The organism is Salisediminibacterium halotolerans, from assembly GCF_003814815.1.
GTDB lineage: Bacteria > Bacillota > Bacilli > Bacillales > Salisediminibacteriaceae > Salisediminibacterium > Salisediminibacterium halotolerans.
In genome coordinates, this window is record NZ_RKQQ01000004.1 from 154,511 (window position 1) to 168,498 (window position 13,988).

Here is a 13,988-nt window from a genome sequence, read left to right on the forward strand (position 1 = left end):
AAAGATATACTAAGCAGGAAGGGGAATAAAACCGATGAAAGTGTTGCTGATCGGAAGCGGCGGGCGTGAACATGCGCTCGCTTGGACGATGTCAAAATCGGCGAAAGTCAGCGAGATTTTAGTGGCGCCTGGCAGCGACGCGATGAGCTATGTTCCCGGATGCCGGGTGATTGAAATCGCTGAAAGCGACCATGAAGCGCTAAAAGAGCTGGCACTTGCAGAGAAGGTAGACTTAATCGTTCCAGGGCCGGAAGGGCCGCTTGTCGAAGGGATTACCGATGTTTTTCAAGAGGCCGGTCTGCGTGTGTTCGGGCCGACAAAAGCGGCGGCGGAAATTGAAGGAAGCAAGGAGTTTGCGAAAAAAATCATGGACCGCTATCAGATTCCGACAGCAGCCTATCAGTCCTTTTCCTCCATTGCTGAGGCGAAAGCGTACGTTGATACATGCGGCGCGCCGATTGTTGTGAAAGCGGATGGTCTTGCTGCCGGCAAAGGTGTCGTTGTCGCGGAGACAAACGAGGAAGCATATCATGCGCTTGATGACATGATGACAGCCAAAGCGTTTGGTGATGCTGGGCGATCGGTCGTGATTGAGGAATGTCTGAGAGGAGAAGAGCTTTCTGTCATGGCGCTTGTACATGGCGAGACGGTTGTCCCGCTCGTCAGCGCGCAAGATCATAAACGCGCCTGTGACGGCGATACCGGACCGAATACCGGCGGGATGGGGGCCTACTCACCGGTGCCGCATTTAGACGCATCGTATACAGACGAGATTATGCAAAAAGTTCTCCGCCCGGCAGCACGCGGGATGTCAAAAGAGGGTCGACCGTTTACCGGCGTTTTATATGCCGGGTTGATGATTACAGAAAAAGGTCCGAAAGTGATCGAATTTAACGCCCGATTCGGCGACCCGGAAACACAAGTTGTGTTACCGCGGTTAAAAAGCGATTTATTTCTCGCGATGATGCGTATTCTTGCCGGGGAAGAAATTGAGCTAGACTGGACAGAAGAATCGTGCGCGGGTGTTGTTGTGGCCTCTTCCGGTTACCCCGGACCTTATGAAAAAGGCTGGCCGTTTCAGCTTCCTTCCTTGGTTGAGCCGACTGCCCAACAATGGTTTCACGCCGGGACAACAAAAGATGACGAATCAACCGGCGGCGACGGGGCGTGGAAAACAGCCGGAGGCCGTGTACTTTTGCTTGCAACCGTTGCACCGGCGCTTGATGAAGCAGTAAAAAAGACGTATCAGGTGCTTGAAGCAGGCGAGTGGGAAGGGATGTATTACCGCAAAGATATTGCCGGCAAAGTGTTAAACTGACATTGCTGAAGGCTTGAATTTTAGTACCCTGGGGTGTATAGTGGCAGGAAAAGCAACAAGGAGGAAATAGTATGAACTCTGCAGACATTGCAATTATCGGCGGGGGAATCGCCGGTTTATCCGCAGCGATTTACACGGCTGAAGCGGGATTTTCTACGGTTGTGTTTGATCAGAATAAATCACAGCTTCGCCCGATTGAACATGTACAAAACTACCCGGGTTTTCCTGAGGCGATTACCGGAGACGAATTGTTAAGCCGGATGCGAAAACAAGCCGAATCTTTTGGCGCTGAACTGAAAAAAGAAAAAGTTGCCGCCGTTAAAACCGGGGAAACTAACGGCAGCCGGTTTCTATTGACTGTCGCGGATGCGGAAGGCAACGAACGCTCATTTTCGGCAAACTACGTGATTGCCGCGTCCAACATAAATAAAAAACCGCTTGAAGATCTCGGTATAGAAACTGAGGTCAGCCCCGCTGTACCAAGCGGGAAAATTTCCCGGATAAAAGGCGGCTCTTGGAGCGGGGAGACAAATGTTCCGGGATTTTATGTCGCCGGTTTGTTATCAGGCGTGCCGACGCAAAGCATTATTGCCGCAGGCCAAGGAACACAGACGGCGATGGAAATCATCTCGAAAGAAAAAGGCAAAGCCCATGTGTGGCATGATTCATAAGCGCTAAAGTTTCAGTGTTTAGACAAACTATCATTATTTTGACGTAAGCCGCGCAGCAACTAACCTCCGCTTGCTTTTCCTACAGGCGTCGGAGGAAGTTGCTGCGTGGCTTTCTTACTTCGCAGAACAATATGGAAACGGCGCAGTTTGAATCGAAGAGGATGACTGCGCATCTTTCGGCTTATGGCTCTGTAGGGTCTCATCTGTTTGGCTATCCTGTAGGGAAAAATCCGGGATGCTGAGTCCTTGCCCGGGCAAGCGGAGGGCAGTGGATTCATGGCTGACATCAAAATAATCGTTTGTCTACAAGCTGAAACGCCCTCCTGAAATGCAGGAGGGCGTTTTTGTCTTTATCAGCCAGTGTATTCGATTGGTGAACCTGGTCCAAGCGGCAGGCCTAAGAGCATCCAAATAATCAGCATAATCGTCCAGGCGATGGAAAACCATACGGTGAACGGGAACATAACTGAAATCATTGTACCGATACCCATATTTTTATCGTATTTCTGGGCAAACGCGATAATCACGGCGAAATACGTCATCAACGGTGTGATGATATTCGTCGTCGAATCGGCGATGCGGTAAGCCATTTGGGTCATTTCCGGCGAATAGCCGAGCTGCATCATGATCGGCACAAACACCGGAGCCATCATTGCCCATTTGGCGGAGGCGCTTCCGACAAACAAGTTAATGAAACCGGCAACGACGATGAAGCCTAAAATCAACGGAATTCCGGTTAAATTGGCGGCTTCAAGGAATTCAGCGCCGTAAACACCGAGGACAAGTCCCATGTTAGATTCAGAAAAGTAAGCAACAAACTGACCGGCAGTAAAGGCCAACACGATAAACATACCCATCGAAGCCATCGTGTCAGACAATTGATGCGCAACGTCTTTGTCGTTTGTGATGTTCTTTGTCACGATTCCGTAGACGAGTCCGGGAATAAAGAACAGTAAAGCAATGATCGGCACGAGTGAGGCCATAAACGGCGATTGAATAATTTGCTGCACGGTGTCGCCTTCATCCCCGCGAAGCGGTGCATTCGGCAAGGCAACGAGCAGAACCGCACCGACAAAGCCGAGCCCCATTGCGGTAACAGCCCAGATAATTCCTTTTCGCTCAATCGGTTCTAATCCGTTTAAATCTTCTTTATAATCCCCTTCGTACGTGCCAAGACGCGGTTCAACGACTTTTTCCGTGACGATCGAACCGACGATCGTCAGCAAAAAGACAGAGGCGACGATGAAATAATAGTTCATCGCGATGTTCATTGTTTCAGCATAGCCTTCATCGATGATCGCAGCTGCGTTAATTGTCAGTTCTCCGAGCATCGGGTCAGTTGCTGATAAGAATAAGTTTGCGCTGAATCCGGCTGATACACCGGCAAACGCGGCAGCTAAGCCGGCGAGCGGGTGGCGTCCGAGCGCGGCAAAAATGACCGCACCAAGCGGCGGAAGAACAACGTAACCGGCGTCTGATGCGACACTGGACATAATCCCCGCGAAAATAAGGCCGCCGGTAATCAATTTTTGCGGCACCGAAAGGACAAATCCGCGCAGTACAGCACTGATTAGCCCGGTGCGTTCAGCTAAGCCGATTCCTAGCATCGTCGCAAGTACAACACCAAGCGGGGCGAAGCCGATAAAGTTATCGACCATACTTGTAAATATGTATTCGACCCCTTCGGCGTTCAACAAGTTTTGAACAGAGACCATCTCGCCTTCTTCGCCCGGATGTTCTACAGTAACCCCTGTCCAAGAAATCAGTGCGGATAACACAAGCACCATGCCGGCGAGCATGGCAAACAGGGTGATCGGATGCGGAAGCCGGTTACCGGTACGTTCAATCATGTCCAGAAACCGCTGAAAAAAGCCTCTGCGTTCTTTAGCCATCATAATTACTCCTTTCGTTAGTGGAAATTTTCTGAAAAAAAGTTTTGAATAAAGACGTACTCAATACGGGGAAGTATACATTTTTTCAAAAGAATAATAAATACTTCCATAAATTGATGAAATAATGAAACTATTCTAAAAAATTATTCCTGAGACGATGGTTGTGTGTGAAAAAGAAAAAAGTCCTTGCCGTTTGGAATGGATAAAAAAAGCCCGTAACGGTGCAAAGCAAAGATATGTTAAAATTATGTAAGCGTTTACTGGTTTTCTCCGGTTCTACGCTATTTTTGCGATGTGTAAGCCGAACAAGGCGGCAATTTTTTTGTAGGTCTTTCGATCTTTTTTTTTCAAAGGAAGGTGAGAAGCGGTGCAGAGCATTTCACGGTATTGGACGAAAAAGCAAATACGCCGGCAGTTACATATCGTCAGCGGCGAAGAGCAGCCGACAGCTGTGATTGAAAACGGGACTTATTTAAACAGCATGCGAAAAATTTGGCAAAAAGGACATATTTGGCTGGACGGAAGCCGGATCGTTTATGTCGGAGAAGCTCTGCCTTCTTCAATGGATGGAATCGAGCGGATCGATGCTGAAGGATTTTATTTAGTTCCCGGCTATATTGAGCATCATGCCCATCCGTTCCAGCTTTACAACCCGCTCACGCTCGCCCGCTTCGGTGCAGAGCGAGGAACGACGACATTTGTGAATGATAACTTACCGTTTATTCTGCATTTGGAAACAGCTGACGCGCTCCGTTTAATTGAGGAAATTCAGCAAACCCCGGCTGTCATGCTCTGGTGGGCGCGTTATGACGGTCAGACTGCTTTAATTAACCAACATCATATATTCTCCTATTCGGCGATGAAAGCTTGGCTCGATCACCCCTATGTCGTTCAAGGCGGTGAATTAACTGATTGGCCGGGAGTTTTAGAAGGAAATGATGAAATTTTACATTGGATGCTGGAAACGAAACAAGCCCATAAGCCGATCGAAGGACACTTGCCCGGAGCCGGCAAAGAAACGTTGGCGAAAATGGCTTTGCTTGGTGTCGACGGTGATCATGAATCGATGACAGCTGAGGATGTGCTTGCCCGGCTTGATGCCGGGATGACAGCATCGCTTCGCTATTCATCAATCAGGCCTGATTTGCCGGCAATTATCAGCGGACTGCAACAAACAGGCAAGGTCGGTTACGACGATCTGATGATGACGACAGACGGATCGCCGCCGCACTTTATCAAAGAAGGATTGATGGATATGCTGATTGATAAAGCAGTGGCTGCGGGCGTGCCTTTTATTGATGCCGTTCTCATGTGCACAAAAAATCCGGCGCGCTATTTTCATCTTGATGACACGATCGGGATAATCGCTCCCGGCAGGCTGGCAAACATTAATTTTCTGCCGGAACTTACGTCGGCTAAACCGACTGACGTCCTGGCGAAAGGCGAGTGGGTGCGAAAAGATAACCGGCCTGTCTTTCCAAAAAGAGGGATCGACTGGGCTTCATTTGGCTTCACCCCGTTTAATCCTGAGTGGGAACTGACGTGGAATGACTTGCATTTTTCCATCCCGCTCGGTGTTGAAATGGTGAATGAAGTCATTATGAAGCCGTATCAAATTCAGCTTGATATGACAGGCGATTCATTGCCCGATGACTGCGATGAATGCTTTTTATTGTTAGTGGACCGCTTTGGCAAGTGGTCGGTGACGACCCTGATAAAAGGTTTTGCCGCACATATATACGGGTTTGCGAGCAGTTACTCGACTACGGGAGACATCATTTTAATCGGCAAATCGAAACACGGTTTGCTTCAAGCCTTTCAGGCATTAAAAAAACAGCGGGGCGGGATCGTGCTGCTTGATCAAAACGGTCCGGCTGCTTCGATTCCGCTTACGATCGGCGGTACTTTCTCGGAAAAACCGATTGACGGCGGTTTAACCACGGAAGAAAATCATTTGCGCGCTGAATTGTTTGCACGGTGTTACCCGTTTAATGACCCGATTTACAGCTTGCTGTTTCTGTCGTCAACGCATCTTCCGTACGTCAGAGTCACACAAAAAGGGATTTATGATGTAAAAAAGAAAAGGGTACTCTTTCCTTCGATTATGCGTTAAACTATGAAAGTAACAGCAGATATACTACAATACAGAGGTGAACGGTGCATGCGGAAAACACGTTCGTTTATCTTGCTGCTTTTGCTTCTCGCAGGCGCCTGCAGCAGTGCTGATAACAGCGCTTCTGGCAACGGCAATGCAGGTGCAAGTGTAAACAGTGAAGCTGATCAGCCGGATGACAAGGATGAAACAGAAGAAAACGACCCCGTTTCATCGAATGATTCAAATGAAGATAAAGAAAATATGTATCCCCTTTCAGGGAAGAAAACGGACAACAGCGTCGACCATCGCGCTTTTGGCCTGATGATCGAGGATTCGGCATTATCGAGACCGCAACAGGGGTTAAATGATGCGGATATTGTCTATGAAGCATTGACGGAAGGGCGAATTACCCGTCTGCTGGCGGTTTATCACAGTCAAGAAGCGGAGAGAATCGGCAATGTGCGCAGCGCGCGCAGTTACTTTGTCAAAGCAGCTGAACAGCTGAACGCCGGCTTCGTTTCCGCAGGAGGCAGTCCGGATGCCCGGACCCGCTTAGAAAGCGGAAATGATTTTGTCGATGCGCTGCAATATACGGATTATTTTGACCGAATTGACAGCCGTCCTGCGCCGCATGACGTCTACACGTCTGTCGGAGGTGTATTTTCTGCAGCCGAAGAGGCGGGTGTAGCAACAGACGGACCGAAACCGCCGGAACTGCCGTTCACAGACGAACTTTCAAACGCGCAAGGCGAACAAGCTGAACATGTTCATATAGATTTAAACAGCGCTGATAACAATGTTGAGTGGGAGTTTGACGAAAGATACGGATACATGCGGACTGTCGGGGGCGAGGCAATGAAAGATAAACAATCAGGATCCCCGCAATCAGCGCGCAATGTGCTGCTGGTTGAGACCGGTCATGACGTTGTCGATGATCAGGGGCGAAGAGACATTGATATCGAATCGGGCGGTAAGGGCCTGCTCTTGCAGGAAGGCCTTGTTCGAGAAGTATCCTGGCGAAATGAAGACGGACTGATCTTGCCTTATAAAGACGAAACTGAACTGAGTTTGCTTCCGGGTCAGACCTGGGTCCACTTCATCGAAAAAGCTGGCGGCGGTCTAAACGACCGGGTTGATTTTTAAACGAAGCAGATTTTTAACGTGAATACGTATGAACAGAAAGGGCGGATGAGAAAGATGCAAATTGATAAATTGCGCGGAAAAGAATTGGATCAGCTGTTTGAAGCGATTTTAAGCTTAAAAGATAAAGAAGAATGCTATCAGTTTTTCGATGACTTATGCACGATGAACGAAATTCAATCGCTCGCGCAGCGTTTAGAGGTTGCCCGGATGCTTATGGACGGCGATACGTATCAGCATATTGAAAAAGATACCGGTGCCAGTACCGCGACGATTTCCCGGGTGAAACGCTGCATTAATTACGGCAACGAAGGGTACAGGTTTTCGCTTGACCGCGTTTATCAAAAGCATGAATAAAAGAACGTCTGACTCGGAGCGAATCGGCTTCGGGTCCTTTTTTATCTCGAGAACGGCGGTGATTTTTGATATACTGTTTGAAGAAATGAGAATGAAACGATGAAGGGGAAATTTTAACGATGAAACCGTACTACGAATGGCGTCACGTCTTTAAACTGGATCCGGCTAAGCCGCTGTCTGATGATGCATTGGAGCAGCTGGCCGAGTCAGGAACAGATGCAATCATTATTGGCGGAAGCGACGGCGTAACGGAAGAAAATACATTGGATTTACTTATGCGCGTTCGTCAATACAGCGTCACGTGTGCTTTAGAAGTGAGTACAATTCAAGCTTTGTCGCCCGGCTTTGATTATTATTTAATTCCGTCCGTTTTAAATGCCGCTGAAGTAACTTGGCTGAACGGCTTGCATCACCGGGCGTTGAAAGAATACGGACATATGATGCCGTTTCAAGAAGTGCTTTCAGAAGGCTATTGTGTCCTGAATGAAGACTCAACGGTTGCCCAGCTCACCGGAGCGAACACGAATCTGGACACAGAGGATGTGGTTGCTTACGCACGGATGACTGATCAGCTTTTTCATATGCCGATTTTTTATTTGGAATACAGCGGGACGTACGGCTGTCCAGAGACAGTAGATGAAGTAAACCGGACGCTTGAACAGTCGCAGCTTTTTTACGGCGGGGGAATCGCCACGCCGGAACAGGCGGAAGAAATGGCTGCCAGCGCGGATACGATCGTTGTCGGCAACGTGATTTACGATGATCTCAAAAATGCGTTGAAAACTGTCGGGGCAGTCAAAACATACGCGTAACGAACCGATCGGCAGCCGCTTTGGCGGCTGTACTTTTTGTCGAAAGTCAAGTAAACTGCAAATATAAGAACGTATGTTTGGATGGTGATCATAATGAAAGAAGCAATGTTAAAGGGGCTCAACCCTGAACAGCAAGAAGCCGTGCAGCATACCGATGGGCCGCTATTGATTATGGCCGGTGCCGGAAGCGGAAAAACACGGGTATTAACGAACCGGATCGCGTACCTTATCGGCGAAAAAGGCGTGCCGCATTGGTCGATCTTGGCGATAACGTTTACGAATAAGGCTGCGCGCGAAATGAAAGAACGTGTTGCGAAAAATGTCGGTCCGGAAGCGGAAGAAATGTGGGTGTCGACGTTTCACTCGATGTGTGTCCGCATTTTGCGGCGGGATATCGACCGGATCGGTTTCAGCCGCAATTTCACGATTTTGGATGCGAGCGACCAGCAGACGGTGTTGAAGCGGATTGTTAAAGAGTTGAATATTGATTCAAAAAAATTCGATCCGCGCACATTGCTCGGGTCGATCAGTTCGGCGAAAAACGAACTGAAAACAGCTGCTGATTACGGCAAAACAGCGAATTCCTACTACGAACAAACTGTGCAGCAAGTGTATGAAGCTTATGAGCGCGAACTTAAGCGCAATCAGGCGCTCGATTTTGACGATCTGATTATGACAACGATTAAACTGTTTAAACAAGTATCCGAAGTGCTGGAATACTATCAGCGCCGGTTCCGCTACATTATGGTCGACGAGTATCAAGACACGAACCGTGCCCAGTACGTGCTCGTTAACCTGATGGCTGAACGTCACAAAAATTTGTGCGTTGTCGGGGATTCCGATCAGTCGATTTACAAATGGCGCGGCGCCGATATTCAAAATATTTTATCGTTTGAAAAAGATTATCCGGACGCGAAAGTCGTCATGCTTGAAAAAAATTACCGTTCATCTAAACGGATCTTGGATGCGGCGAATAAGGTCATCGATCAAAATCAAGGCCGGAAGCCGAAAAATCTTTGGACGGATAATCATCCGGGCGAAAAAATCGTCCAATATGAAGCAGGCAACGAACACGAAGAAGCCCGCTTTATCGTCGGTGAAATTCAAGAAAAGATCAAGCAAAATGAAGCAACCCCGGCTGATATTGCCGTATTGTACCGCACAAACGCGCAGTCGCGTGTGATGGAAGAACTGCTCGTAAAGTCGAATATGCCGTACACGATAGTCGGCGGGACGAAGTTCTACGACCGTAAAGAAATCAAAGATTTGCTCGCCTATTTGCGCGTGATTGCCAACCCGGATGATGATATCAGTCTGCGGCGGATTATCAATGTTCCTAAACGGGGGATCGGCCAGTCAACCGTCGATAAATTAGACCGTTATGCAGCAGACCGCGATATCAGCTTAATGGAAATGCTTGATGAAGTCAGTCAAGTCGGACTGAGTGCACGGTTCACCCGGAGTCTCGAAGCGTTCCGCGATCATATGCGCAACTGGATACAAATGCAGGACTATCTTCCTGTCAGTGAGCTGATTGAAGAACTGTTAGAAAAGACCGGTTATCGCAAAGTGTTGAAAGAGGATCAATCCCTCGAATCTGAAGGCCGATTGGAAAATATTGATGAATTTTTGACCGTTGCTAAAGAATTTGAAGATGCGAGCGAAGACAAAACATTAATTGCTTTTTTAACCGATCTGGCACTTGTCGCGGACATTGATAAAGTGGAGGAAGAAGACGAAAAAGAAGAAAAAGTGCTGTTGATGACGCTGCATTCTGCCAAAGGTCTCGAATTTCCGTACGTTTTTCTCATCGGGCTTGAAGAAGGGGTATTTCCGCACAGCCGTTCTTTGATGGAAGAAAAGGAAATGGAAGAAGAGCGCCGCTTGGCGTACGTCGGCATTACCCGGGCGGAAAAACAGTTGTATATGACAAGAGCAGCAAGGAGAACAATGTTTGGTAAAACAAATGCGAATCCTGCTTCCCGCTTTTTAAGCGAGGTTCCCGACGAACTGATTGAACGAAAAGCAAAAGATGGCGGGCTCCCGAAAGATAAAGATTTGCCGTGGAAAAAAGAAGCGGCGGAGCGCTCCGATGCAACCGGGGCGCGCGTTGGAGCACAGTCTGCCCGAAGTCCGAAACCGCAGCCGACATCGACCGGAGGCGCGTCATTTGAATGGCACGTCGGCGATAAAGCGAAACACGGGAAGTGGGGAGTCGGCACTGTCGTCAGCGCCCGCGGAGACGGGGAAAATACGGAGTTGGATATCGCTTTTCCTGAAGTCGGCGTCAAACGGCTGGCAGCGAAATTCGCACCGATCACGAAAGAATAAGGAGCGACGACAATGGCTACAGACGAGTCTTCAATAAAACAGCAGATCAATCGGTTAACAGATGAGTTGAACGGTTACGCACACGATTACTACGTTCTTGATGATCCGAAAATTTCCGATGCCGAATACGATCAGCTTCTGCGCGAATTGCGCGAGCTGGAAGACAATTATCCGCAATTTAAACGGGCCGATTCGCCGACAGAGCGCGTCGGCGGCGAGCCGCTTGAGCAGTTCCAAAAGGTGAGACACGAACGCCCGATGCTCAGTCTTTCCAATGCGTTTGATGCCGGAGAACTCCGCGATTTTGACCGCCGTGTTTGCGAAGGGCTCGGCGATTCACCGGAATACGTATGCGAAATGAAAATCGACGGGCTCGCAGTGACGTTAAAATACGAAGACGGTGTATTTGTGCAAGGTGCAACCCGCGGTGACGGCGATGTGGGTGAGGATATCACGGCAAATTTAAAAACGATCCGTTCGATTCCGCTGAAACTTGCCGAACCTGTTACGATTGAAGTTCGCGGCGAGGCGTTTATGCCGAAAAGATCTTTTCACGATCTGAATAAACGGCGGGAAGCCAATGGAGAACAGGTTTTTGCCAATCCGCGCAATGCTGCCGCAGGTTCGCTCCGGCAGCTTGATCCGAAAATCGCGGCGAAGCGTCATCTGGACATGTTTGCCTACGCGATTGCGGCGACAGAAAACACGGCGATTCAATCGCACGAAGAAGCGATTAACTATGTCTCTGAACTCGGTTTTAAGACGAACGAGGAGATCAGGCGCTTTGATAACATTGAAGATGTGATCGCTTTTTGTGAATCCTGGGTGGAAAAACGGGCAGACTTGCCGTATGAAATCGACGGCGTCGTGATTAAAGTGAATAACTTAAGCGAACAGGATAAGCTCGGTTACACGGCGAAGAGTCCGCGCTGGGCGACATCGTTTAAGTTTCCGGCGGAAGAAGTGATTACAACGCTGACTGATATCGAGCTCAGCGTCGGCCGCACCGGAGTGATCACTCCGACAGCGATTCTTGAACCGGTGTCGGTGGCGGGCACGACCGTGTCGCGCGCTTCGCTGCATAATGAAGATCTCATTCGTGAGCAGGACGTAAAAATCGGCGACAAAGTTACGATTAAAAAAGCGGGAGATATCATCCCTAAGGTCGTCAACGTTTTAACAGGTCAGCGCAGCGGCGAGGAACGCGATTTTTACATGCCGGAACACTGTCCGGAATGCGGGGCAGAAACCGTGCGTCTGGACGGAGAAGTGGCGCTTCGCTGCGTGAATCCGGCCTGTCCGGCGCAAATTCGTGAAGGGCTGATTCATTTTGCATCACGCGATGCAATGAATATTGACGGCCTCGGCGAGCGTGTCGTCACACAGCTGTTTGAACATAACTTAGTCCGCAGTGTGGCCGATCTGTATCGTTTGGAAAAAGCTGAACTTATTGCGCTTGAACGAATGGGTGATAAATCAGCGAGCAATTTGCTCGAAGCGATCGAAACAACAAAGTCGAATTCACTCGATAAGCTGCTCTTTGGTCTCGGGATTCGTTATGTCGGTTCGAAGGCCGCCCGCACGCTCGCGGAACGCTTCGAAACGATCGACCGTTTAATGGAAGCGGGCACAGAGGAGCTTGAAGCGGTTGATGAAATCGGTGAAAAGATGGCCTCAGCAATCGCAGCTTATTTTCAGCAGGAGAGCGTCCGTGAGCTGATTGAAGAACTTCGGCAAGAAGGCGTTAATATGACGTATACCGGTCCAACATCGAATCAGGCACAAGAGGCAGATTCAGCTTTAACCGGCAAAACGGTCGTCATTACAGGAACGCTTCAGACATACAGCCGCAAAGATGCCAAAGCAGCTGCAGAAGCTCTCGGCGCGAGTGTGACGTCTAGCGTTACAGGAAGCACAGACATTTTAATCGCCGGAGAAAAAGCCGGATCCAAACGTGCTAAAGCGGAAGAGCTGGGGATTGAGATATGGGATGAAGAAACATTCCGTGCAGAAACAGCGAACAACTAGATGCTGAAAACTCTTGCTGCCTCCTGGTAGACCGCTTTGCCAGATTGTGAGAAAATAAAACTGTCTTAATTGTAACCGGGAGAGTGTAATCATGAAAAAAATCACAGGCACGGTTTTCTTCTTTGCCGCCGGGCTCGCTGTTTTAACTGGCTGCGCGCCGGATGTGAATCAAGCGAACGAAGAGGAAAATGAAGACGATGTCATCGTCGTTGAGGAAACAGAAGAAGAGGAAGAAGAGCCGGAATACAGAGTGACGCCTACGATTGATTCACCGGACGATTTCTACCGCAACGTTTTGCGCGACGGGACTTACGAGCGCAGCGAAGCGCGGGGAAATGTGGCTCACGCGATGGGCAACCGAATCGATATCGATCAGTTTGAGATGGGTTTAATGGAAATAGCGACAGACCGGTTCAGCCCGGATGACTACTATTTTTCTGAAGGCACTTTTTTATCCGGAAATGAAATTAATTATTGGCTTCGGCGTCAAGCGGACGAAGAAGGCTATGAATTCGGATTGAATCCGTCTTTGGGAGACGGTGACGACCAAGAAGAACAAATGCGTGATCAGCCGCTCGTCATTTCGCATATTATGGAGCATAATTATTATTCCGGAAACGGCGATGACGATGTAAGCTTAAGCGGGATTGTCCTCGGGGTGTCGATCCGTTCTGTTTATTATTTTCAAACGGAAGATGACGACGGCGGCCTGTATTTTCATGAAGAAAACGTAGATGAAAACTACGCTGATGAACATGCTGAACAGGCTGCCCAAGTGATGGTTGAACGGATGCGGGCAAAAGAAGGTGCTGAAGAGGTGCCGATTCAAGTCGTTTTCTACCGTGAAGAAGAACGCGGAGCGGTTGCACCGGGATCATTTTATCAAATGGCAGATGTTCCCGAAGGAGAAACGGAGATTACTGAATGGGAAGCGATCAGCGAAGAACAGCTCGTTTTCCCGTCTGCGGAGGCGCGTGAGAAAGACGCCAACCTGTCGGCGAATTTTACTCAGTTTACAGAAGGGATCGATGAGTTTTACGGCCGTACAGTCGGTGTTATTGGGAACGGGCGCTATAAAGACGGCAACTTGGATCAAATGGTGATCGATATAAACCTTCAATCACCGGGACAAGCAGAAGTCATCGCTTTGGCACAATTTATCGCCGGGGAACTGGAGGACACCTTAAACGCTCAAGTGCCTGTTCATTTATATTTGAATTCTGTCAACGGCTCTGAAGGCATTGTCATTCACCATCCCGGTCAGGAACCTTATATTCATATTAACCGATCGTAACGAACGGCAAGCTGCTGAACATCGTCTTGTTCAGCAGTATTTCTTTTGGG

General features: G+C 48.8%; 10 protein-coding genes. 9 read left to right on the top strand and 1 reads right to left on the bottom strand.

Annotated features, from left to right (window positions below; genetic code table 11):
• Positions 1-34: 34 nt before the first annotated feature.
• Positions 35-1,318, top strand: coding sequence for a phosphoribosylamine--glycine ligase (gene purD / locus EDD67_RS08890; RefSeq protein WP_121440361.1), 1,284 nt, complete (start codon positions 35-37; stop codon positions 1,316-1,318).
• A 71-nt stretch (positions 1,319-1,389) separates the two neighbouring features.
• Positions 1,390-1,989: an NAD(P)/FAD-dependent oxidoreductase gene (locus tag EDD67_RS08895; protein ID WP_121440362.1), complete on the top strand. Its 600-nt coding sequence runs from the start codon at positions 1,390-1,392 to the stop codon at positions 1,987-1,989.
• Positions 1,990-2,342: 353 nt separating this feature from the next.
• On the opposite strand, the gene EDD67_RS08900 is transcribed toward EDD67_RS08895, so the two are convergent.
• Positions 2,343-3,881: an AbgT family transporter gene (locus EDD67_RS08900; RefSeq protein ID WP_121440363.1), complete on the bottom strand. Its 1,539-nt coding sequence runs from the start codon at positions 3,879-3,881 to the stop codon at positions 2,343-2,345.
• A gap of 367 nt (positions 3,882-4,248) precedes the next feature.
• Between EDD67_RS08900 and EDD67_RS08905 the strand changes: the two genes are divergently transcribed.
• The 7 genes from EDD67_RS08905 (at position 4,249) to EDD67_RS08935 (ending at position 13,938) form a co-directional block, all read left to right on the top strand.
• Positions 4,249-5,994: an adenine deaminase C-terminal domain-containing protein gene (locus EDD67_RS08905; protein WP_121440364.1), complete on the top strand. Its 1,746-nt coding sequence runs from the start codon at positions 4,249-4,251 to the stop codon at positions 5,992-5,994.
• Positions 5,995-6,042: 48 nt separating this feature from the next.
• Positions 6,043-7,119 (top strand): DUF3048 domain-containing protein, encoded by a 1,077-nt coding sequence (locus EDD67_RS08910; protein WP_158638249.1) that lies wholly within the window; start codon positions 6,043-6,045, stop codon positions 7,117-7,119.
• 54 nt (positions 7,120-7,173) lie between these two features.
• Complete coding sequence (locus EDD67_RS08915) at positions 7,174-7,473, top strand: YerC/YecD family TrpR-related protein (RefSeq protein WP_093074162.1); 300 nt, start codon at positions 7,174-7,176, stop codon at positions 7,471-7,473.
• A 119-nt stretch (positions 7,474-7,592) separates the two neighbouring features.
• Positions 7,593-8,285 carry a heptaprenylglyceryl phosphate synthase gene (pcrB, locus tag EDD67_RS08920; protein WP_121440366.1) on the top strand — a complete coding sequence of 231 codons (693 nt, stop codon included), beginning with the start codon at positions 7,593-7,595 and terminating at the stop codon, positions 8,283-8,285.
• A 93-nt stretch (positions 8,286-8,378) separates the two neighbouring features.
• On the top strand, positions 8,379-10,616 hold the full coding sequence (pcrA, locus tag EDD67_RS08925) for a DNA helicase PcrA (RefSeq protein ID WP_242006046.1): 2,238 nt from the start codon (positions 8,379-8,381) through the stop codon (positions 10,614-10,616).
• Positions 10,617-10,628: 12 nt separating this feature from the next.
• Complete coding sequence (ligA, locus tag EDD67_RS08930; RefSeq protein ID WP_121440367.1) at positions 10,629-12,644, top strand: NAD-dependent DNA ligase LigA; 2,016 nt, start codon at positions 10,629-10,631, stop codon at positions 12,642-12,644.
• A gap of 91 nt (positions 12,645-12,735) precedes the next feature.
• On the top strand, positions 12,736-13,938 hold the full coding sequence (locus tag EDD67_RS08935; RefSeq protein ID WP_121440368.1) for a CamS family sex pheromone protein: 1,203 nt from the start codon (positions 12,736-12,738) through the stop codon (positions 13,936-13,938).
• The last annotated feature ends 50 nt before the right edge of the window (positions 13,939-13,988 follow it).